The sequence below is a fragment of the Gordonia sp. PvP123 genome (assembly GCF_040547295.1).
In the GTDB taxonomy this organism is placed as follows: Bacteria; Actinomycetota; Actinomycetes; order Mycobacteriales; family Mycobacteriaceae; genus Gordonia; species Gordonia terrae.
In genome coordinates this window covers 150681-171731 of sequence record NZ_JBEPPN010000007.1, presented here as the reverse complement: position 1 = coordinate 171731, position 21051 = coordinate 150681, and the positions used below count along the sequence as shown (strand labels likewise).

Annotated in this window: 19 protein-coding genes; 8 read left to right on the top strand and 11 right to left on the bottom strand. The window is 68.7% G+C overall.

Features of this window, described 5'->3' with window-relative positions:
- Nucleotides 1-25 precede the first annotated feature (25 nt).
- Together ABIC25_RS15545 and ABIC25_RS15540 are read right to left on the bottom strand one after the other, a co-directional pair.
- The gene (locus ABIC25_RS15545) at nucleotides 26-1270 is read right to left on the bottom strand and encodes an alpha/beta-hydrolase family protein (RefSeq protein ID WP_354562149.1); all 1245 of its coding nucleotides are present in this window, start codon (nucleotides 1268-1270) and stop codon (nucleotides 26-28) included.
- Nucleotides 1267-1965, bottom strand: a complete 699-nt coding sequence (locus ABIC25_RS15540; protein ID WP_435529089.1) for a hypothetical protein — start codon at nucleotides 1963-1965, stop codon at nucleotides 1267-1269. The genes ABIC25_RS15545 and ABIC25_RS15540 overlap by 4 nt, the downstream gene beginning before the upstream one ends.
- A gap of 165 nt (nucleotides 1966-2130) precedes the next feature.
- Between ABIC25_RS15540 and ABIC25_RS15535 the strand changes: the two genes are divergently transcribed.
- The 3 genes from ABIC25_RS15535 to ABIC25_RS15525 all read left to right on the top strand — a co-directional run bounded on the left by ABIC25_RS15535 (nucleotide 2131) and on the right by ABIC25_RS15525 (nucleotide 5209).
- Nucleotides 2131-3423 (top strand): sensor histidine kinase, encoded by a 1293-nt coding sequence (locus tag ABIC25_RS15535; RefSeq protein ID WP_248643062.1) that lies wholly within the window; start codon nucleotides 2131-2133, stop codon nucleotides 3421-3423.
- A gap of 9 nt (nucleotides 3424-3432) precedes the next feature.
- Complete coding sequence (locus tag ABIC25_RS15530) at nucleotides 3433-4083, top strand: response regulator (protein ID WP_033203972.1); 651 nt, start codon at nucleotides 3433-3435, stop codon at nucleotides 4081-4083.
- A 91-nt stretch (nucleotides 4084-4174) separates the two neighbouring features.
- Entirely contained in the window at nucleotides 4175-5209 is a 1035-nt protein-coding gene (locus ABIC25_RS15525; protein ID WP_064570641.1) for a 6-phosphofructokinase, read from the top strand.
- Nucleotides 5210-5222: 13 nt separating this feature from the next.
- Here ABIC25_RS15525 and ABIC25_RS15520 read toward each other — a convergent pair whose 3' ends face one another.
- Nucleotides 5223-5456, bottom strand: a complete 234-nt coding sequence (locus tag ABIC25_RS15520; protein ID WP_033204042.1) for a PspC domain-containing protein — start codon at nucleotides 5454-5456, stop codon at nucleotides 5223-5225.
- Nucleotides 5457-5589: 133 nt separating this feature from the next.
- Between ABIC25_RS15520 and gatB the strand changes: the two genes are divergently transcribed.
- Nucleotides 5590-7083, top strand: coding sequence for an Asp-tRNA(Asn)/Glu-tRNA(Gln) amidotransferase subunit GatB (gatB, locus tag ABIC25_RS15515; RefSeq protein WP_004019298.1), 1494 nt, complete (start codon nucleotides 5590-5592; stop codon nucleotides 7081-7083).
- Between the two features lie 7 nt (nucleotides 7084-7090).
- Here the strand turns inward: gatB and ABIC25_RS15510 are convergent, their stop codons facing one another.
- A complete protein-coding gene (locus tag ABIC25_RS15510; protein WP_239402531.1) occupies nucleotides 7091-8287 on the bottom strand; it encodes a PQQ-dependent sugar dehydrogenase in 1197 nt (398 codons plus the stop codon).
- 107 nt (nucleotides 8288-8394) lie between these two features.
- Between ABIC25_RS15510 and ABIC25_RS15505 the strand changes: the two genes are divergently transcribed.
- The gene (locus tag ABIC25_RS15505) at nucleotides 8395-9630 is read left to right on the top strand and encodes a DoxX family protein (protein WP_239402530.1); all 1236 of its coding nucleotides are present in this window, start codon (nucleotides 8395-8397) and stop codon (nucleotides 9628-9630) included.
- A 67-nt stretch (nucleotides 9631-9697) separates the two neighbouring features.
- Here the strand turns inward: ABIC25_RS15505 and ilvD are convergent, their stop codons facing one another.
- From ilvD to ABIC25_RS15490, 3 genes are all read right to left on the bottom strand, one after another.
- Nucleotides 9698-11542, bottom strand: coding sequence for a dihydroxy-acid dehydratase (gene ilvD / locus ABIC25_RS15500; protein ID WP_354562148.1), 1845 nt, complete (start codon nucleotides 11540-11542; stop codon nucleotides 9698-9700).
- A 259-nt stretch (nucleotides 11543-11801) separates the two neighbouring features.
- A complete protein-coding gene (mgtE, locus tag ABIC25_RS15495; RefSeq protein ID WP_354562147.1) occupies nucleotides 11802-13148 on the bottom strand; it encodes a magnesium transporter in 1347 nt (448 codons plus the stop codon).
- 80 nt (nucleotides 13149-13228) lie between these two features.
- Nucleotides 13229-13687: a PH domain-containing protein gene (locus ABIC25_RS15490; RefSeq protein WP_004019303.1), complete on the bottom strand. Its 459-nt coding sequence runs from the start codon at nucleotides 13685-13687 to the stop codon at nucleotides 13229-13231.
- Between the two features lie 347 nt (nucleotides 13688-14034).
- Between ABIC25_RS15490 and ABIC25_RS15485 the strand changes: the two genes are divergently transcribed.
- The 3 genes from ABIC25_RS15485 to ilvC all read left to right on the top strand — a co-directional run bounded on the left by ABIC25_RS15485 (nucleotide 14035) and on the right by ilvC (nucleotide 17629).
- Entirely contained in the window at nucleotides 14035-15999 is a 1965-nt protein-coding gene (locus ABIC25_RS15485) for an acetolactate synthase large subunit (RefSeq protein WP_004019304.1), read from the top strand.
- Nucleotides 15996-16499 carry an acetolactate synthase small subunit gene (gene ilvN / locus ABIC25_RS15480; RefSeq protein WP_004019305.1) on the top strand — a complete coding sequence of 168 codons (504 nt, stop codon included), beginning with the start codon at nucleotides 15996-15998 and terminating at the stop codon, nucleotides 16497-16499. Before ABIC25_RS15485 ends, ilvN begins: the two co-directional genes overlap by 4 nt.
- Before the next feature lie 116 nt (nucleotides 16500-16615).
- On the top strand, nucleotides 16616-17629 hold the full coding sequence (gene ilvC, locus ABIC25_RS15475) for a ketol-acid reductoisomerase (RefSeq protein ID WP_101819335.1): 1014 nt from the start codon (nucleotides 16616-16618) through the stop codon (nucleotides 17627-17629).
- A 232-nt stretch (nucleotides 17630-17861) separates the two neighbouring features.
- Here ilvC and ABIC25_RS15470 read toward each other — a convergent pair whose 3' ends face one another.
- Genes ABIC25_RS15470 through ABIC25_RS15455 form a run of 4 tightly spaced genes read right to left on the bottom strand, consistent with a single transcriptional unit; the run spans nucleotide 17862 to nucleotide 21029 of the window.
- Nucleotides 17862-18083, bottom strand: coding sequence for a hypothetical protein (locus tag ABIC25_RS15470; RefSeq protein ID WP_239450610.1), 222 nt, complete (start codon nucleotides 18081-18083; stop codon nucleotides 17862-17864).
- A gap of 47 nt (nucleotides 18084-18130) precedes the next feature.
- Nucleotides 18131-18868, bottom strand: coding sequence for an SDR family NAD(P)-dependent oxidoreductase (locus ABIC25_RS15465; protein WP_354562145.1), 738 nt, complete (start codon nucleotides 18866-18868; stop codon nucleotides 18131-18133).
- A gap of 26 nt (nucleotides 18869-18894) precedes the next feature.
- Nucleotides 18895-19659, bottom strand: a complete 765-nt coding sequence (locus ABIC25_RS15460; RefSeq protein WP_239402523.1) for an SDR family NAD(P)-dependent oxidoreductase — start codon at nucleotides 19657-19659, stop codon at nucleotides 18895-18897.
- On the bottom strand, nucleotides 19656-21029 hold the full coding sequence (locus ABIC25_RS15455) for an MFS transporter (RefSeq protein WP_239402522.1): 1374 nt from the start codon (nucleotides 21027-21029) through the stop codon (nucleotides 19656-19658). Before ABIC25_RS15455 ends, ABIC25_RS15460 begins: the two co-directional genes overlap by 4 nt.
- Nucleotides 21030-21051 lie beyond the last annotated feature (22 nt).

Below are 21051 nucleotides of genomic sequence, written 5' to 3'. Positions count from 1 at the left end.
CGAGCCGCGCCGGCGCGGCGGAGCCTCAGTTCCGCAACGGGTGTGGCGGTCCGGCCTGCTCCGATCCATACCGATGACCGACGCCGGCCGCCCCGTCGAGCGCGCCGAGCAGGTCGACGCTGGTCTGTACGAAGCTGATCACGGGCAACCACGGCGCGTCGGGCACCCGCGGACCACGGACATGGGTGTCGTCGGTCGCTCGGTGCGGACGCCACAGTTCGGTGAGCGACCAGCGCACCACGGGATCGCTGGAATTGGCGAGAACCGTTCGCGGGGTGCGGGAGATCGGGGTGACGGTTCCCGCCGGCGGGGCGACCAGCACGGTCTCGGCCATCAACGACGGGTGCTCGTTCTCCAGCCACACCCGCGCGGCGTCGGCACCCACGGCTCCGAGGCTCTGCCCGTAGAGAATCACTCGCGGACGTTCGTGCGCGGGGACACCGTCGAGCACGGTCGCCAGCGCCGACACCATGGCGATCGCCGACTCCGCGGATCCGGACCGGTCGGACACGAAGGCCTGCCACGACGGAACCCGGTCGTAGGGGAGGGCGAGGATCCGGACGTCGCCGGCGAAACGACTGTCGAATCCGTCGACGGCCGCGGAATCGACCCAGCCCGACCCGGTCGGCACCGCAACCACGACCGCACGCGCCGAGAGTCCTCCCGACGCGGTCCACCTGTGCGTGAGATCGGCTGCGGCCGCGTCGAACTCACCGATCCGCAGCTCGCCCCGCAGTAGCGTTTCCGGGTCCTGCTGCGCGGACGACGAGACCGGCAACCGCTGTTCGTCGGCGCCGGCATCGGCGGGTGCCAGCAGTCCGGCCGTGAGTGCGAGGCCTCCGGCGGCGACCACCGCGGCGGTCCGCGGGACAGCCACGATCGCCACCACGACCACGGCGGCCGGCAGTGTCGCCGCGGCGAACCACCCCACACCCGCGGGTGCGACGTCGACCGCGGACCGGATGAGGTTCTGCCACCAGACCGCCATGCCGACCGCGCATCCGAGGATCACCAGGCAAGAGCCGAACACGATGCGCCGCGCCTGGTCATCCGGCCTGCGCTTGCTGCGCCGTGCGAGGACCATCCCGGTGCACGCCCCCAGCGCGCTGAACACAGTGGTCAGGACCGCGGTGGTCGTCGGATCGCGTGGCAGGGTGCCCGGGTAGAGCGCGGCGAGGTAGCCGAGCATCACCGCGACACTGACGGCCGGGTGCGGCCACGACCCGAATGTGCTGTCGCGCAACCGCCGCGGGTATCGGTGCGACGTCATCGCTGTCTCGCCTCGTACTCGTCCGGGTCGACCAGGGCACGCTCGAAGCTCGTGTACACCAGTGCCGGCAGCGTCTCGCCCCGGGTGGGGGGACCGCCGTACTGACGCCACGTGTTCCACGCCAGCCCGATCCGGGCGCCGTGCGCGGCTGTCGTGCACGCAGGCGTCCGGCAGGACGCGTACATCCGGTCGATCAGCATGCGGTCGAGGGCGATCCGGGCCCACGCTCCGAGCGGGGCGCCGTCATGCTGTGCCGCCCGCAACAGGTCATAACCGAAGTCATGGGTGCGGCACAGGGACGTGAAGTGTTGCGGCAACGGGACTGGCGACGAGCAGTCCCCGTCCGGATCGACCGGGTATCCGTCGACGACCTGGGGAACGTACCCCTGCGCCGCGACGAAGGACGCCGGGAGGGACGCCGTCGCGGTCGCCGGGCGCGGTCCCACCAGGGCGACGACCACGGCCGCGTAGGGATTGTCGGCATCGTTCGGAGGTGCCGCGACCGTCGTGCTCGTCGGCGCGAGGAGAGGGCCGGCGACGGCGTGCGCGGTCGAGATCCATTGGCCGGTCAGGAGAACGGCGAGGGTGAGGGTCGCGGCCCACCACCGCGACCGTCGCCGGCGTGCGGCGAAACTCTTCGGGTCGGGGAAGCCGTTGTCCGGCCTGGTGTTTCGGATGTGTGCTGATCCGGTCATGGTCATCGACGCTATGAGTCGGAATCCCACCGGCACATCGCTCCCCGGAGCCGTCCCCGGTCGTCCCCAGGTCGGTTCGACGACGCCGGACCCGTACGCCGGTATCGGGTCGTCTCCCTCGAAAGTATGAGGTCGGCGAGTGGTCGGCGGGCCTAGGGTGAGGGCATGTTCGGATACCGCAAGAAGCTCCGCGCGGTGGGGGCGTCCTCACTGGAATGGGCGTCGACCGCACCGGTTGCCCAGGACCCCGCGGTGCGGCACTACTTCTCCTCGCGCCTCAACTGGTTCTTCCTGTTCGTGGCGCTCGTCATGTACTCGGTCGCCTGGCCGACCCTGCCCATCACGCACTCCATGCCGGTGTTCGTGCTCCCCGTGGTCGCGGCCTTCGCGGCTCTGCCGATCGCCCTGGCGTGGTCGGCCCCGCTGCTGGGGTGGGCGATCTCGGTGGTCTCCGCCCAGCTCATCGGGATCATCGTCCCGGTACGGGACACGTGGGAGCTGACCATTCAGGTGACCCACCTCATCGAGCTGCTGGTCCTCACCTTCATGGCCTTCCTCAAGTGCCCGCTGCGGTGGATTCCGGTGGTCTGGGTCTCGACCTCGATCGTCATCGCCTTCGCCGTGCAGCCGACGGCGCGGGTCGGGTGGGTCTTCGGGATATCCGTGCTCGCGGTGGTGGTCGCGTTGTTGCGGGGCCTGATGGCCTCGCGCCGACAGCTGGCGGTTCGCACCGAGCAGACCGAGGCCGCCGAAGCCGAGGCGGCCGTGCTCCAGGAGCGGGCGCGCATCGCCCGCGACCTGCACGACGTGGTCGCTCACCGGATGTCGATGGTGGTGGTGATGTCACAGACCGCGAGATATCGCCTGCCGGATGTGAGTCCTTCGGCTGCAGCGGAATTCGACGCGATCGCCGATGCGGCCCGGACGTCCCTCGATGAGGTCCGGCAGTTGCTCGGGGTCCTCCGCGTCGAGGATGCGGCGGCTTCGGCGGCGCCCAATCCCGGCCTGGCCGAACTCGATTCGCTGGTCGCCGAGACACGCCGCGCCGGCGCCGAGGTCGTGCTGGAGCTGGACGTCGACGCCGGTGACGTCGGCGAATCGGCTGCGCTGGTGATCTATCGGATCGTGCAGGAGTCGCTGGCCAATGCCACCCGGCACGCCCCCGGTGGGCGCGTGGACGTCGAGGTGACGCGCGGTGACGGCGACCTCGTCGACGTCGCCGTGGTCAACACGGTCGCGACCGCCGATCCGTTGCAGATCGGGGGGAGCGGCGTGGGCATCCCCGGGATGATCGATCGCGCTCAGGCGGTGGGTGGTTCGCTGGTCGCCGCGCCCACACCGACCGGGGGCTTCGCCGTCCGCGCTCGAATCCCGGCGGCGCCGCGACGTGAGGTCGTCGTGCCCGAGCCGATCGTGACCTCCTCGGGTACCGGTGAGCCGCAGCCGCGACGACGGTAGCGTGACGGCGTGCCGATCACCGTAGTCATCGCAGATGACCAGGCCATGGTGCGTCAGGGCTTTTCGGCTCTGCTCGCCGCGCAACCCGATCTCTCGGTCCTCGGCGACGCCGCCGACGGGGTCGAAGCCGTCGAGGTGTGTCGCCGGGTGCGCCCCGATGTCGTCCTGATGGATGTGCGCATGCCGCGCAAGGACGGGCTGTGGGCGGCCGAACAGATCCTCGCGTCATCCGCCGAGCCGCCCACTCGTGTGCTGATGCTCACGACCTTCGACATCGACGACTACGTCTACGAGGCCCTGCGAATCGGCGCCTCGGGCTTCCTGCTCAAGGACGCACCCGCCGACGAGCTGGTGCGCGCGGTACGCGTCGTGGCCGCAGGCGAGGCCTTGCTGGCACCGTCGATCACCCGGCGACTCATCACCGAGGTCACCGCCAACCGCCGCCGGCCGTCGCGGGACGACAAACTCGACACCCTGACCCCCCGAGAACGCGAGGTGCTGGATCTGGTGGCCGACGGCAAGTCCAACGCCGAGATCGGTGCCGACCTGTTCGTCACCGAGCAGACGGTCAAGACGCACGTGAGCAGCCTGCTGAACAAACTCCGGCTCCGGGATCGAGCCCAGGCTGTCGTGTTCGCCTACGAGAACGGCATCAAGTGATTTCGCGGCCAGCGCCCGGCTCGCCGGGGCACTAGATTGGGGATGTTCGGGCAGGTTCGACCGATGACGACAGGGAGGGTGGTCTCACCAGATGGCCAAGAGGTTCGGCATTCTGACGTCCGGGGGAGACTGCCCCGGACTGAACGCGGTGATCCGCGGCGCAGTGCTCAAAGGTGAGACCGTCTACGGCCACGAGTTCGTCGGCTTCCGGGACGGCTGGGCCGGACTCGTCTACGGCGACATCGTCGAACTGAATCGGTCGACGGTCCGCGGCCTGTCCAACCAGGGCGGCACCATCCTGGGCACGAGCCGGTTCGGTCCCTACTCCGAGCCCGACGGCGGACCCGAGAACATCAAGAAGGTGCTGAAGAACCTCGAGATCGACGGCGTGATCGCGATCGGCGGCGAGGGCACCGCCGCGGCGTCGAAGAGACTGTTCGACGACGGCATCAACATCGTCGGGGTTCCCAAGACCATCGACAACGACATCGCGGCGACCGATTACACCTTCGGCTTCAACACCGCGGTGGAGATCGCGACCGAGGCCATCGACCGGCTCCGCACCACCGGCAACTCGCACAAGCGGTGCATGGTGCTCGAGGTGATGGGCCGCCACGCCGGCTGGATCGCCCTGCACTCGGGGATCGCGGGCGGCGCGCACGTGATCCTCATCCCGGAGAACCCCGAGAGCCTCGACCAGATCTGTGCCTGGGTCACCAGCGTCAAGTCGCGTGGCCGGTCGCCGATGGTCGTCGTCGCCGAGGGGTTCACACTCCCGGAGATGAAGGAGGCCCACTCGACCAAGGGTCTCGACGGCTTCAACCGACCCCGGCTCGGCGGCGTGGCCGAGGTGCTCGCGCCGCTCATCGAGGAGCGGACCGGCATCGAGACCCGGGCCACCATCCTCGGTCACATCCAACGCGGCGGGGTGCCGTCGGCCTATGACCGGGTGCTGGCGACACGCATGGGCATGGCGACCGCCGACCTCGTCGCCGAGAAGGGCTGGGGGCAGATGGTCGCCCTGCACGGCACCGAGATCGCGCGCATCACCTTCGACGAGGCGCTCGGCGAGCTCAAGACCGTGCCGCTGGACCAGTACAAGGAGATCCGGGTCATCTTCGGCTGAGCCCGTGAGCGCCTCAGGCGGCGGGGGTGATCGTCGCGGCGGGCTCGCGCGGGATGATGATCCAGAGAGCCAGGTAGATCAGCACCTGGGGCCCGGGCAGCAGCATCGACAGGATGAACAGAACGCGGATGAGTGTCGGGTCCCAGCCCCAGCGTTCGGCGATGCCGCCGCACACACCGCCCAGCCACGAGTTCGTGCGCGAACGCATCAGGCGCGGGCCGCTGTAGGCGGGTTGTGGGGTGGTCATGTCGTCCTCCTGGGTGGGCATGTATCCCGACGTCGTTCGCCGGTGTCTTCGACGCTACGAGCGGGTGCACGTTCTCGGCATCGGTGATCACCCTGAACGTGCCCCTGGGATATCGCCGCATAAACTGACTGCCATGACTGACCTGTTGGACTACGACGAGGTGCTCGCCGCATTCGATCCGGTGATGGGCCTCGAGGTGCACGTCGAGCTGGGCACCGCGACCAAGATGTTCTGCGGGTGCCCCACCGAGTTCGGTGCCGACCCCAACACCCAGGTGTGCCCGGTGTGCATCGGACTGCCCGGCTCGCTCCCGGTCGCCAACGCCAAGGCGATCGAGTCCGCGATCCGCATCGGCCTGGCACTGAACTGCTCCATCCGGCCGTCGAGTGTCTTCGCGCGGAAGAACTACTTCTACCCGGATCAGCCGAAGAACTACCAGATCTCGCAGTACGACGAGCCCACGTCCTACGACGGTTACCTCGATGTCCTGCTCACCGATGGCACCACCTGGCGCGTCGAGATCGAGCGTGCGCACATGGAGGAGGACACCGGCAAGTCGCTCCACATCGGCGGCGCCACCGGCCGGATCCACGGTGCGAGTCATTCGCTGCTCGACTACAACCGCGCCGGCGTGCCGCTCGTCGAGATCGTGACGCGGCCCATCGAAGGTGCCGGGGAACGTGCGCCCGAGGTCGCCAGGGCCTACGTGTCGGCACTGCGTGACCTGCTCAAGTCGCTCGACGTCTCCGATGTGCGCATGGACCAGGGGTCGATGCGGTGCGACGTCAACCTGTCGCTGAAGACGAAGGACGCCACCGAGTTCGGCACGCGCACCGAGACCAAGAACGTCAACTCGCTCAAGAGCGTCGAGGTGGCCGTCCGCTACGAGATGCGCCGCCAGGCGGCCATCCTCCAGGCCGGGGGCGAGATCGTCCAGGAGACGCGGCACTTCCACGAGACCGACGGCACCACCTCGGCCGGCCGCCGCAAGGAGACCGCCGAGGACTACCGCTACTTCCCGGAGCCCGATCTTCCGCCGGTGCAGCCGGATTCGGCGTGGATCGAGGAACTCCGGGCAACCCTGCCGGAATTGCCGTGGCTGCGGCGGGCCCGCATCCAGGGGGAGTGGGGAGTCTCCGACGAGGTGATGCGTGACCTCGTCAACGTCGGCGCGGTCGATCTGATCATCGCCACCGTCGACGCCGGGGCGGCACCCGAGGCGGCGCGCGGCTGGTGGGTGTCCTTCCTTGCGCAGCAGGCGAACTCACGCGGGGTCGAACTCGCCGACCTGACCATCACACCCGCCCAGGTCGCCGAGATCATCGGGCTGGTCGACGAGGGCAAGCTCACCACCAAACTCGCGCAACAGGTCGCGACCGCCGTCCTCGACGGCGAGGGTGAGCCCGCGCAGATCGTCGCCGATCGCGGTCTCGAAGTGGTGCGCGACGACTCGGCTCTCCAGAAGGCCGTCGACGACGCACTCGCCGCGAACCCCGACATCGCCGAGAAGATCCGCGGCGGAAAAGTCCAGGCCGCCGGCAAGATCGTCGGCGACGTCATGAAAGCCACTCGCGGACAGGCAGACCCGGCGCGCGTGAAGGAACTGGTCATCGCGGCCTGTTCCTGACCGGGCATCACGTCCGGTCGTTGCCACCGCCGGCGGGCAGGAAGCGGAACACGCGGTCGTCGGTGGGCTTCGCCGAACCCACCTCCTTGTTGACGGTCGCCACCTGTAGCAATCCGTTGGGTAGCGCGGCCATCCGGCCGAGCGCGCCGTAGCGGCGTTCCAGCACGACGGCCGGCGCGGTGATCGTCGGCTCCTCGCGGGTGGGCTCGTTGATGGCCTCGATGCGCTGGGTGCGCGTCGTCGAGACGAAGATGCTGCCGGCCGCGACACCGCAGCCGGCGATCTGCGGCCGGTCGGGCCATGTCCACAACACCTTGGGTCCGCCTTCCTCGAGCACCTGCACGCGGTCTTCGGTGGCTGTCTGGTCGGCGACGTAGACGGTTCCGGTGGAAGCGTTGGGGCACAGCGACACCGTGGACCCGAACCCGGAGGCGAGGATCGCCGGCCGCGGGCTCGCCCCCGAGGTGAACGACGTGACCAGCAGCACCTTGCCGGCGAGTGAGGACGGATCGTCGGCGGCCGCGGGATTCCCGGCGTTGCCGGTGGCGACCACGAGTTCGGTCGGTGACCGGAAGTACATCGCGCCCATGTTCCCGGTGGCTCCCTTGGGGATACCGGTCAGGATCGGTTTGGGCACGTCACCCGGCGCCAGACGGACGATGCGGTTGTCCGCCGGGGTCGTGATGTAGGCGTAGATCAGCCGGTCCTGGGAGTAGGTGGGGGAGAAGGCGAAATCGATCAGACCGCCGTCCCCGGATGCATCGACGGGCGTCTCGCCCAGGGTGCGGGCCGGACCGTAGCGCTTGGTGGTGATGATCTTCCCGGTCGTGCGTTCGGCGACGACGGTGACCTCGCCCTGCTCGTCACCGGGCATCACACCGCCCGTCGATGCGAGGCAGGTGGCGATGACCGCGGGGTCGGGGTCGACGCACGGACCGGTCGGTGGCGGCTGGGTCTCGCGGGGGGTCTCCGGCGGCGGAGTCGGCTCGGGCTGACCGCTCGGCCGGTTGTTGGGGCTGAACGCGCCCGCCTCGCGCTGGTTGTCCTGTGCGGTGAAATCCGCACAGCCGCCGACCAGGACGACCACCACGGTCAGCACCGTCAGCAGGGTGCGCCACCGAACCCGTATCCGTCGATCCGCCGAGGCGGGTGAACTCGTCCGGCCGGCATCACCGCGCGTGCCCGTCGGGCGCCCCTTCCACATGGCATCCACAGTAGTGGTGCCCCGGGCCGTGGTGCCCGAGCGTGGTGCCCCGACTCACCCCGCCGGGGTGCGGTGACGGCGGAGTGCGAGCCTCTAGAGTCGGGCGTGTGAGCGAACGCGACACGTCGGGCACCAGCGAGCGCGACACACCGGCGACGAGTCCCTACGACGAACCGACCGGACAGATCCCGGTCCCGGGTACCGGGAGTGGAGTGCCCGGTGTCGGACCCGGACCGGCGGCCGCGCGGCCCGAGCCCGGCCCGCCGACACCGCCCGCGGTGACCGACCGTGACGACTTCTACAACCGGCACGCCCGGCGGTCGCCGGCCCCCTACTCCCGGGTGGACGACCTCGACGACCTCGATCCCGGCGACGTGGAGACGCGTCCCGCCGCCGCGGGTACTCCGACGACGTCGCGGCCCATCGCCGAGCCACCCCGACCCGCCGCGCAGACCGCGCCCCCCGCCCCACCGGCGGCCGGGGCGGCAGGGCCGGCGGACGACGATTTCGAGACCGTCCAGTTCGCGAAGCATCCCGGTCCCACCCGCGCGCAGCCCATCGACGGCCCCACCGACGACGCGGTCACCACGCCGGAGCCGGCGCTGCCGCCGGTCGGTACCGCGCGCTACGACTTCCTCGAGGACGACGACGATGTCGTGTCCCGCGCCCGGGCCCGCGGCGAGTCGACGGACACCGAGGTGCTCGACGACGAGCCGCGGGGCCGCCGCCGGTTCGGCCGGCGACGAACCGACGACGACACCGTCGTCCGTCGTGACAGTCCGGCCGACGACGATCTCGAGGACGCGCTCGCGAAGTCGCGCCGCGGCACGATCGATCTGGGTCTGCTGGTACTGCGCATCGCGCTCGGCGGCCTCGTCGGCGCGCACGGGCTGCAGAAGCTGTTCGGACTGTGGAACGGTCCGCGCCTCAGCGGATTCGAGTCCATGCTCGTCGACGCCGGGTTCAGCGCCGACTACGCGCAGGTCCTCGCGATCGTCGGCGCCCTGTCGGAGACGATCGGCGGTCTGATGGTGATCCTGGGCCTGTTGACGCCGATCGGGGCGTCGGCGATCCTCGGCACGATGCTCGTCGCGGCGGCCTTCAAGATGTCGATGGCAGGCGGGTTCACGTTCTTCGCCGCAGCCGGCGGAGTCGAGTTCGAACTGTTCCTGGCGGTGGCCGCGGCGGTCGTCATCCTCACCGGCCCGGGGCTGTACTCGCTCGACTACCCCCGCGGTTGGGCGCGACGGCCGTTTGTCGGGTCGTTCTTGTGGCTCATCGTCGGCGCGGCCGCCGCCGTAGCGGTCTGGGTTCTCGCGAACGGCAGCAACCCACTCGTCTGACACACAAGAGTGCGGGGTACGTATCGGAATCCGATACGTACCCCGCACTCTGGGTTTCGAGTGGCGGTCAGTCGACCTGACGCACCGCGCCGCGGTCCGCCGACGTCGCCAGCTTGGCGTAGGCGCGCAGCGCAGTCGTGACCGTGCGCTCACGGTCCTTCGGCTGCCAGGGACGCTTGGAGGCCTCCATCTTGGCGCGGCGCTCGGCGAGCACGTCGTCGTCGACGAGGACCTCGAGACGACGGGTCTTCACATCGATCAGGATCGGGTCGCCGTCCTCGACGAGTCCGATGGCACCACCCGACGCGGCTTCGGGAGACATGTGACCGACCGACAGACCCGACGATCCACCGGAGAACCGGCCGTCGGTGATGAGGGCGCACTTCTTGCCCATCCCGGTGCCCTTCATGAAGGCGGTCGGGTGAAGCATTTCCTGCATGCCGGGCCCGCCTGCGGGACCCTCGTACCGGACCACGAGGACCTCGCCGGCCTGAATGGTCTTGGACAGGATGACCTGGACGGCGTCCTCCTGGCTCTCGACGACGCGGGCCGGGCCCTCGAAGTGCCACAGATCCTCGTCGATGCCCGCGGTCTTCAGGACCGCCCCGTCCGGGGCGAGGTTTCCGCGGAGCACGCACAGACCGCCCTCGACGGTGTACGCGTGCTCCAGGTCGCGGATGCAGCCGCCCGCGGCGTCGGTGTCGAGCGAACTCCACCGGTTCGCGGTCGAGAACGGGGTGGTGGTGCGAACACCGCCGGGTGCGGCGTGGAACAGTTCGACGGCCTCGTCGATGGCCTTGCCGCCGCGGATGTCCCAGTCGTCGAGGGCCTGGGCCATGGTGGCGGTGTGGACGGTCGACGTGGTGTCGTCGAGCAGACCGGCGCGGCGCAGTTCGCCGAGGATGGCCGGGATTCCGCCCGCCCGGTGGACGTCCTCCATGTGATAGTCGGAGTTGGGGGAGACCTTCGACAGGCACGGCACATTGCGGCTGATCTCGTCGATGACCGAGAGGTCGAAGTCGGCGACCTCACCCTCCTGCGCCGCGGCGAGGATGTGCAGCACGGTGTTGGTCGAGCCGCCCATCGCGACGTCGAGGGCCATCGCGTTGCGGAATGCGGTCGGCGTGGCGATGTTCCGCGGGAGCACCGACGCGTCGTCGTCGCGGTACCAGCGGGTCGCCGCGTCGACGACGACCTCGCCGGCCCTGGTGAACAGGGCGCGGCGCGCTTCGTGGGTGGCCAGCGTCGAACCGTTGCCGGGCAGGGCGAGCCCGAGAGCTTCGGTGAGGCAGTTCATCGAGTTGGCGGTGAACATGCCCGAACACGAACCGCAGGTGGGGCACGCAGCCGCCTCGACCTCACTCAGACCCGCATCGTCGACCTCGCTGTTGGCCGACGCGGAGATGGTGGTGATCAGATCCGACGACGGGTGTGCGACATCGCCGACGACGACGGCCTTTCCGGCCTCCATCGGTCCGCCGGAGACGAACACCGTCGGGATGTTCAGGCGCATCGCGGCATTGAGCATGCCCGGAGTGATCTTGTCGCAGTTCGAGATACACACCAGTGCGTCCGCGGTGTGGGCGTTGACCATGTATTCGACGGAGTCGGCGATGATCTCGCGACTCGGCAGCGAGTAGAGCATGCCGCCGTGACCCATCGCGATGCCGTCGTCGACGGCGATGGTGTGGAACTCGCGCGGCACGCCTCCGGCGGCTCGCACCGCCTCGGCCACGATGTCGCCGACGTTCTTCAGATGCACGTGTCCCGGCACGAACTGGGTGTAGGAGTTGGCGATCGCCACGATCGGCTTGCCGAAATCGTCGTCGGTCATCCCGGTGGCGCGCCACAGGGAGCGGGCGCCGGCGGCTTCGCGGCCGACGGTGGTGGTGCGTGACCTCAGAGCAGGCATGGGTTCCTCGAATCGATCGTGTGGCTCGGGCGGGCCCGGCGCGATCGGCCGTGCAGTGACTGACCGGCGCCGGACTCTTCGGCTCAACACCGCGACCCCGGGGTTGTTTCCCACGGGCTGTGGCCGGGCGCGGCTGTGTTGACGGGCGCCGCCTCGCTGAGGGTGGGCGTGGGGGAGCGCCGAGAAGCCAGGCTACTCCGCTGTGACGAGGGGTAACAAAACGATTCGGCGTCTCGGGGGCGCCCTCGCCGGTGCGGGGTCAGATCCCCAGCACCGCCTTGGCGATCGAGAAGTAGACGAGGAGGCCGGTGGCGTCGCAGAACGTCGAGATGAACGGTGTGGAGAACACCGCGGGGTCGACACGGATGGACTTCGCGATCAACGGCATCACGCCGCCCACGGTCGCGGCCAGCGTGCACACCGACAGGATCGTCAACCCGATGACCACGCCGATGTCGAGGCCGTAGACGAGTGCGGCGACGGTGAACCCGGCGAGGCCGAGCAGAGCCCCCATGGTCAGCCCGACCCGGACCTCCTTGGCGGCGACGCGGGCGACGTCGCGCGGGGCGACCTCGTCGGTGGCGAGCGCGCGGGTCACGGTCGTCGCCGCCTGCGAACCGGTGTTGCCGCCGATCCCGGTGAGCAGCGGGATGAACAGTGCCAGTGCGACCCGCTGCTCGAGGGTGCCCTCGAAGATCTCCAGCACGTTGACGGTGAGAATCGCCGACACCGCGAGGACGAACAGCCACACGATCCGGGCGCGCGTGATCGACACGATGGAGGACAGCAGATAGGGCTCGCGGAGCGGTTCGCGCGCGCCGGCGCGGGCCTCGTCGGTGTCGCGGGCCTGCTCGACGACCTCGACGGCATCGTCGATCGTCAGGACGCCGACCAGTCGGCTGTCGTTGTCGACGACGGGCATCGCGAGGATCCCGCGGTCCACACACCGCTGCGCGGTGGTCTCGGCGTCGTCCTCGGCATGGGCGAACATCGGCTTGTTCATCAGGTCGCGGACGGTGTCCGCCGGGTCGGCGAGGAGGAGGTCGCGCAGGCTGACCACACCGCACAGCGAGCGCGCGCCGTCGAGGACGGGCACGGTGTAGATCGTCTCCGCGGCGTGTCCGCGTTCGCGCACGCGGGCCAGTGCGTCGCCGGCCGGTTCGTCCTCGCGCGCGTGGACGAACTCGGGACTCATCCGACGCCCCACCGAACCTCGCGGGTAGCCGAGGACCACCGCCGTCATGTCGCGCTCGGCCGGGGTGAGTTGCTGGATCAGCGACTTCGCGACTCCCGCGGGCAACTCGTCGAGCAGCTCGGCGCGGTCGTCGGGGTCGAGGTGGTCGAACGCGGCGGCCACCTCCGCGGTGCCGAGGTCGTCGATGAGGCGGCGCTGCGAGCCGGCCGACAGATCGTCGAACACCTCCACCGCGAGGTCCTTGGCCAGCAACCGGAACGCGACCCCGCGGGACTTGTGGGGGAGGCGGTCGAGCAGGGCGGCGATGTCGCCCGCAGGCAACGTGGACAGCGTCGTCCCGACCTCTGCGAGGCCACCTGCCGAGATCAGTTCGTCGAGTTCACCGGCGTCGAGTGTTCGGGTGTTCTCCACGGCCGCACTCTATCGCCGCCTGCGGGGCGTTGATGAGACCGAGGGGAGCCTGATCCGTGCCAGGAATCACGGGCAGACGATCACTCGGCGGAACGGGCCGCCTCGAAGGGGTCCGGGATGCGGCCGCCGCTGACGATCGACAACGCCGGGAGATCGCGGAAACCGATGGCGGGCAATCGGACCCGACTGCCGTCGGTCAGCACCGCGCGGACCGAGCTCCACTTCGGGAACTGCAGTCCCGCGACTTCCGACCAGGCGATCTCGGTGGTGGAGAACATCCGGACGGCGCGCAGGCCGTCCTCGGTGACGACGGTCCGCAGTCGGTGGATCCACAACCACAGCACGACGGGGATGACCAGGGCGATGGCGAACCACGGGGAGGCGCCGACCAGCAGCACGACCACCAGGGCGACCATCGGGACCGTGAAGTACGCGATCCGGTTGATGCGGAACGTCACCGGGTAGTCGAATGTCACGTCGTCGGCGGCAGAGGTCGTGCTGGTCTTCGGGTCTACGGGGTCGGTGGAATCAGTCGGCACCCGTCCATTGTGCCAACCGGCCCCGTGCCTCCCTACCGACGGGTTCGTCGCGCCATATGAGAAGCGCGGTGCGATCGCGCCCGGTTCGACCAGTGATTTCCCAGATAGTGGGACGCATTGGTCCGGAGTTTGACTCTGAACCGAACACAGTCCTACCGTGAACGCGTGATGCAGAACGGGATCCTCGTAGTAATCGGCTGGCGCGTCTTCGCCTGACCGGTCACCTCGCAGACCCCCAACCGGCATCGACGCGCCACCCTCGAACAGCGGAAGCTGTCGGGGGTTTTTTCATGCCAGGTACTTCCATCACGGATATCGGATTCCACAACCAAGATGAGGATCGTGCAGTGAGCGCACCAACAGCACGCACCGACGCGGGCCGAAATGAGCCGACGCGTAACGCAGGATTGCGGCAGCAGTCTCCGGCGGCGGGCAACCTCCGTGCGGTAACCCAGCACACTGTTGCGCCCGAGCGTGTCAGCGGCGCCCAGTCCGTGGTTCGTTCCCTCGAGGAACTCGGTGTCGAGGTCGTCTTCGGCATTCCCGGCGGCGCGGTCCTGCCGGTCTACGATCCGCTCCTGGATTCTCAGAAGGTCCGTCACGTTCTCGTCCGTCACGAGCAGGGTGCCGGCCACGCCGCGACCGGATACGCCCAGGTCGCCGGTCGCGCCGGCGTCATGATGGCGACGTCGGGTCCCGGTGCCACCAACCTGGTGACACCGCTGGCCGATGCACAGATGGATTCCGTGCCCGTCGTCGCGATCACCGGTCAGGTCGGGCGGGCGCTCATCGGCACCGATGCATTCCAGGAAGCCGACATCTCGGGCATCACGATGCCCGTCACCAAGCACAACTTCCTGGTCAGCCGGGCCATCGACATCCCGAAGACGATCGCGGAGGCGTTCCACATCGCCGAGAGTGGCCGTCCGGGCGCGGTTCTCGTCGACATCCCGAAGGACATCCTGCAGGCGCAGACCACCTTCTCGTGGCCGCCGCAGATCGACCTGCCCGGCTACCGGCCGGTCACCAAGCCGCACGGCAAGCAGGTTCGCGAGGCGGCCCGCCTCATCAACGCCGCGAAGTCCCCGGTGCTCTATGTCGGCGGCGGCGTCATCAAGGCGAACGCGGCTGCGGAACTGCTGGAACTGGCCGAACTCACCGGCATCCCCGTGGTCACGACCCTGATGGCGCGCGGCGTGTTCCCGGACAGCCACCAGCTGCACCTGGGTATGCCGGGTATGCACGGCACGGTGGCGGCGGTCGCGGGTCTGCAGCGCAGCGACCTGCTGATCACCCTCGGTGCGCGCTTCGACGACCGGGTCACCGGGCAGCTGTCGTCGTTCGCACCGAACGCGAAGGTCATCCACGCCGACATCGATCCTGCCGAGATCGGCAAGAACCGACCGGTCGACGTGCCGATCGTCGGTGACTGCAAGGCGGTCATCGCCGAGCTCACCGAAGCCCTGCGCGACGAGCGCGCGACCAGCGGCTCGACTCCCGACATCTCGCAGTGGTGGTCCTACCTGGACAACCTGCGCCGGACCTATCCTCTGAGCTACGACCGGCAGACCGACGGTTCGATGTCTCCGGAGTTCGTCATCCAGGCCCTCGGCAAGGCTGCCGGCCCGGACGCGGTGTACTGCGCGGGCGTCGGCCAGCACCAGATGTGGGCCGCGCAGTTCATCTCCTACGAGAAGCCGCGCACCTGGCTCAACTCCGGTGGTCTCGGCACCATGGGCTACGCGGTGCCCGCCGCCATGGGCGCCAAGGCCGCCGATCCCGACGCCGAGGTGTGGGCGATCGACGGTGACGGTTGTTTCCAGATGACCAACCAGGAACTCGCCACCTGCGCGATCGAGGGCATCCCGATCAAGGTGGCGCTGATCAACAACGGCAACCTGGGCATGGTTCGTCAGTGGCAGACGCTGTTCTACGAGGAGCGGTACTCGAACACCGACCTGTCGACCCACTCGCGGATGATCCCGGACTTCGTCAAGCTCTCCGAGGCGCTGGGCTGTGTGGCCTTCCGCGTCGAACGCGAAGAAGACGTCGACGAGGTGATCGCGAAGGCGCGGGAGATCAACGACCGCCCGGTGGTCATCGACTTCATCGTCGGCAAGGACGCCCAGGTGTGGCCGATGGTCGCCGCGGGCACCGGCAACGACGAGATCATGGCCGCCCGCGACATCCGGCCGCTGTTCGACGACGACGAGTCGGCGTCGGGTCCGGTGGAGATCCACCAGACGATGGACGGCCATCAGACGGTCGAGAACGCACCGGCCGACCGCGCAACCGAGAAGGACGAGCAGTGAGCACCACCCATACCCTCAGCGTCCTGGTCGAAGACCGTCCGGGCGTCCTGGCGCGCATCTCCGCGCTGTTCTCACGACGTGGCTTCAACATCGAGTCGCTGGCCGTCGGCCCCACCGAGCTCAAGGGCATCTCGCGGATGACGATCATGGTCTCCGTCGAGGACTTCCCGCTCGAGCAGGTCACCAAGCAGCTCAACAAGCTGATCAACGTGATCAAGATCGTCGAGCAGGACCCGGGGAGCTCGGTGTCGCGCGAGCTGATGATGGTCAAGGTCCGCTCGGACTCCACCGTGCGCACCGAGGTCATCGAGGTGGTGAACCTGTTCCGCGCCAAGGTCATCGACGTCTCGCCCGAGTCGCTCACGATCGAGGCGACAGGTACGTCGGAGAAACTCGAAGCACTTCTGCGGATGCTCGATCCGTATGGAATCCGGGAGATCGCGCAATCCGGCGCGGTGACCCTCGGTCGGGGACCGAAGAGCATGTCGGCCAACCGCTGACAGGGAATCCCGTTGTCGCCGTGCGCCACTGAGCGCGGACGGCAGCGACAAGAGAATTACGAAGCCCGGGCGTTCGGAGAGTTCGCCGGGGTCACCACATATCGAAGGGAAACATAGTGGCCATCGAACTGTTCTACGACGACGACGCAGATCTGTCGATCATCCAGGGTCGCAAGGTCGCGGTGATCGGCTACGGCAGCCAGGGCCATGCGCATTCGCTGTCGCTGCGCGATTCCGGCGTCGACGTCGTGATCGGTCTGCGCGAGGGCTCGAAGTCGAAGGCGAAGGCCGAGGAGCAGGGCCTCAAGGTGCTGACCGCGTCCGAGGCCGCCGCATGGGCCGACGTCATCATGGTGCTGGCACCCGACACCTCGCAGGCGAAGATCTTCACCGAGGACATCGAGCCGAACCTGCAGGACGGCAACGCGCTGTTCTTCGGCCACGGTCTCAACATCCACTTCGGTCTGATCAAGGCGCCGGAGAACGTGACCGTCGCGATGGTCGCCCCGAAGGGCCCCGGCCACCTCGTGCGCCGTCAGTTCGTCGACGGCAAGGGCGTTCCCGCGCTCATCGCCGTCCACCAGGACCCCAAGGGTGAGGGCCAGGCGCTCGCGCTCAGCTACGCCAGCGCCATCGGCGGTGGCCGTGCCGGCATCATCAAGACCACCTTCAAGGAAGAGACCGAGACCGACCTCTTCGGTGAGCAGGCCGTGCTGTGCGGCGGTACCGAGGAACTGGTCAAGACCGGCTTCGAGGTCATGGTGGAGGCGGGTTACGCCCCCGAGATGGCCTACTTCGAGGTGCTGCACGAGCTCAAGCTGATCGTCGACCTCATGTACGAGGGTGGCATCGCGCGGATGAACTACTCGGTGTCCGACACCGCTGAGTTCGGTGGCTACGTGTCGGGCCCGCGGGTCATCGATGCCGACACCAAGGAGCGCATGCGCGCCATCCTCACCGACATCCAGGACGGCACCTTCGTCAAGCGCCTCGTCGCCAACGTCGAGGGTGGCAACAAGGAACTCGAGGGTCTGCGCAAGGCGAACGCCGAGCACCCGATCGAGGTCACCGGCAAGAAGCTGCGCGATCTCATGAGCTGGGTCGATCGCCCGATCACCGAGACCGCCTGAGTCACAACCACAAGCGGGCCCGCACCGAAGGGTGCGGGCCCGCTTGCGTTTCCGCACACCCACCCCTTTTCGGTGAACCCACCGGGGTCGAGGGGGGAGGAAATGCCGAAAAAGGGTGGGTGTGGCTGGACGGGTCACGTCACCGCTGCGAGCCACTTCTCGACCGCCGGAGACCTCGCGGACGTACCGCGAGACCGGACGACCTGCCGGTCGGCGCGGCGGAAGCGTTCTGTCACACTGCGTGTGCCGGCAGGCCCTGTTCCCGCACGGAGGCGATGCCGAGCCCGGAACGTTCCGCGACGGCTCCCACGAGTTCGTCGTAGGTCCGGCACACGACTGCCGATCCGGTGAGGGTGGCGACGACCCACCCCGACGGGATCGCGCGCACCGTGTGCCGGCGCAGCACCTCCGACATCCGGCGCGCCACCTCGGCGCGTCGGCGCGGACCGCTCACGAACTCGGCGGCCCAGTCCGGTGGTGCTCCTGCGCAACCCCCACACATCAGGGCATCACGTCGCCGGAGTTGGGGCCGAGGACCTGACCGACGAACAGGTTGCCACCGGGGTCGGACGCGAGAAGGACGGCCACCGGGGCGATCTCCTCGGGTCGTCCGAATCGGCCCAGCGGCAGCTCCGCGCGCTTGCTGCGCTTCCACTCGTCGTCGATGACGTCGACCATCGGCGTGTCGATCGGTCCGGGTGCGATCGCGTTCACCAGGACGCCCTGGGCGGCCGTCTCGAGCGCGATCGACTTCGACATCGCGATCACACCCGCCTTCGCCGCGGCGTAATGGGCCAGTGAGACACCGCCTTTGATGGCCAACTGAGAGGCCACGTTGACGATGCGGCCGCTGCCCTGCGCCAGCATCGGCCGCAGCGCCGCACGATTGAGCAGAAAGACGCTCGTGAGGTCGATGTCGACGGTCTCGCGCCACAGCTCGGTCGGCATGTCCACGGTGGGTGACTGGGTGAGGATGCCGTGCGAGCACACGAGGATGTCGAGTCCACCGTCGTCGTCGACGATCTGGTTCACCAGCCCGTCGACCTCGGCTTCGATCGTCGCGTCGAGGACGACACCGCGGCGCGCGCCGACCTCGTCCGCCACCTCCTCGACCCGTGTATCGCGATCGGCCAGTGTCACCACGGCGCCCTCGGCGACGTAGGCCGCGGCGATCGCGCGTCCGATACCCGACGCAGCGCCGGTCACCAGCGCCCGTCGTCCGTCCAACAGTCCGGTCATGTCAGATCCTCTCCGGGATGGTGCATTCAGTCACGCATGGCGGTGGTCAGGGCGCCGTCGACGACGATCGCCTGACCGCTGACATAAGACGCCTGAGGACTCGACAGGAAGGCGATGACCTCGGCGACCTCGCGGGGGTGTCCGACTCGGCCCCACGGGATGTAGTCGCCCGCGCGGTCGAGCCCTTCCGGTCCGAGTGAGTTGACCGCATCGCTGGACTGCGGGGTACGGATGAGGCCGGGGATGATGGCGTTGGCGCGGATGCCCCGGGGCCCGTACTCGACGGCGAGACTTCGTGCCAGACCGACGACCCCGGCTTTGGCGGTCGCATAGTGGGCGTGGTTCTGCCAGCCGTAGATGCCGCCCGCGATCGACGAGATCACCGTCACCGAGCCGCCGTCGCCCATGTGGCGCAGGCCGGCCCGCGCCGTGCGCATGACACCGTGCAGGTCGACATCCATCATGTCGTGCCACTGGTCGTCGGTGATCGAATCGAACGACGCCTCCCGCAGGATGCCCGCGTTGGCCACCGCGATGTCGACACGGCCCCAGGCGGATACGAGTTCGTCGGCGAAGGCATCCACCGACTCGGTGGAACGCACATCCACTTCGACGATCCGCCCCTCGCCGCCGGCGTCGTGCACGTCCCGGAGGGTTGATTCGGGGTCGTGCGGATCGCCCGGGAAGGTTCCGATTCCCACGCGCACACCGCGTTCGGCGAGGCACACGGCCGTGGCCGCGCCGATACCCGATGCGGCGCCGGTGATCATCGCGACACTCGGATCGCTCATGCCTGGGCTCCCGCCGTCGTCGTGGGACCCGCGGGGACGCCCGCCGACGGCGGGGTGTCGGCAACCTTGCGCGCACCGAGCACGATCACGGCCGATGCGATGGCTCCCAGGGCGCCGACCCAGAGGGCGGCCGTCGAGTAGCCGATCGAGGCGGCGGTGAGGCCGGTGAGGATGAAGCCCGAGATGATCGCACCCGGTTGCGACATGGCGCCGATGAACGCGCTACCGGTTGCGCGGCAATCGGTGTCGAAGCACTCGGCCTGGAAGAACATGATCGCGGCGTACGGGCCGAGGAGGAAGAACAAGCCCATCATGTAGGTCACGAGCACGAAGATCTGATCCGACGGTCCGAGCAGCATCGCGCCGAAGAACAGACCCGAGAGCAACCAGCCCACGGCAATGGTGTTGCGGCGGCCGAAACGGTCGCCCGCCCACCCGTGGGCGAGGTAGCCCGCGACCGCGACGAGGTTGGACAGGACCACGAGGATCAGAGTGCTCGAGGCGTCGATTCCCTTGCCCTTCTCCAGCACCGTGGTGCCGAGGACCGAGAAGGTCTGGATGGCGAACCAGTTGAGCAACCAGGCCAGGGACAACACGACGGTGTTGCGCAGATGCTTGCCGGTGAAGATCCGCTTGAAGGGGGCCGAGGTCTGCTCGACCGTCGCGGTCGCGGCGGCCAGTGCTGCTGCCTCGTCGTGCTTTCCGGCCTTGCGGAGCTGCTTGACGGCGTGTTGCGCCTCGAACTGGGGGCTTTCCTTGAGGGTGCGGCACACCAGAGCGACGATGACCGCCGGGATGGTCGCCAGCAGGAACGCGATCCGCCAGGAGTCAGCGCCGAAGATCGCCGTCACGATGGCGACGAACCCGGCCGCGAGCAGTGCGCCGGCCGGCCAGCCGGTCTGGACCATCGAGTAGACGAAACCCCGGCGCTTCTTGATCTTCTCGTCCTCGGTCAGCTCGTAGAGCTCGTTGAGGTATGTGGCGTTGACCGACTGTTCGGCGAGTCCCAGACCGCTGATCGCGCGGACTCCGATCAGCGAGGTCGCGCCGAAGGTCGCGGCAGTGGCCGCCGACGACGCGGCCGTGCCGCCTACCGAGATGATCATTCCCTTACGGCGACCGAGCTTGTCCACCATGGGGCCCACGAGGAGGACCACGATGGCGGTGCCGACGCTGACGAGGGTGGAGACCAGGAGCGCATGACTGGTGGTCCAGCCGAACGACTCCTCGATCCGCGGAAGCAGCGTGCCGAACAGGATGAAGTCGTACACCGCGATCGTCCAGGCGAAGAACGCGATTCCGGATGCGCGGCGGGTCTCCTTGCCGGTGACACGCCGCAACCCCGGGGTGGGGGTGGTGGGTCGAGACATGGTTGTGCTCTCTTGCTCAGTG

Bases quoted from the DNA above. Each gene is read 5' to 3' on its own strand.
- ABIC25_RS15545 (WP_354562149.1), bottom strand. From the start codon at position 1,270: ATGACGTCGCACCGATACCCGCGGCGGTTGCGCGACAGCACATTCGGG.
- ABIC25_RS15540 (WP_435529089.1), bottom strand. From the start codon at position 1,965: ATGACCGGATCAGCACACATCCGAAACACCAGGCCGGACAACGGCTTC.
- ABIC25_RS15535 (WP_248643062.1), top strand. From the start codon at position 2,131: ATGTTCGGATACCGCAAGAAGCTCCGCGCGGTGGGGGCGTCCTCACTG.
- ABIC25_RS15525 (WP_064570641.1), top strand. From the start codon at position 4,175: ATGGCCAAGAGGTTCGGCATTCTGACGTCCGGGGGAGACTGCCCCGGA.
- ABIC25_RS15520 (WP_033204042.1), bottom strand. From the start codon at position 5,456: ATGACCACCCCACAACCCGCCTACAGCGGCCCGCGCCTGATGCGTTCG.
- gatB (WP_004019298.1), top strand. From the start codon at position 5,590: ATGACTGACCTGTTGGACTACGACGAGGTGCTCGCCGCATTCGATCCG.
- ABIC25_RS15510 (WP_239402531.1), bottom strand. From the start codon at position 8,287: ATGTGGAAGGGGCGCCCGACGGGCACGCGCGGTGATGCCGGCCGGACG.
- ilvD (WP_354562148.1), bottom strand. From the start codon at position 11,542: ATGCCTGCTCTGAGGTCACGCACCACCACCGTCGGCCGCGAAGCCGCC.
- ABIC25_RS15465 (WP_354562145.1), bottom strand. From the start codon at position 18,868: ATGACCGGACTGTTGGACGGACGACGGGCGCTGGTGACCGGCGCTGCG.
- ABIC25_RS15460 (WP_239402523.1), bottom strand. From the start codon at position 19,659: ATGAGCGATCCGAGTGTCGCGATGATCACCGGCGCCGCATCGGGTATC.
- ABIC25_RS15455 (WP_239402522.1), bottom strand. From the start codon at position 21,029: ATGTCTCGACCCACCACCCCCACCCCGGGGTTGCGGCGTGTCACCGGC.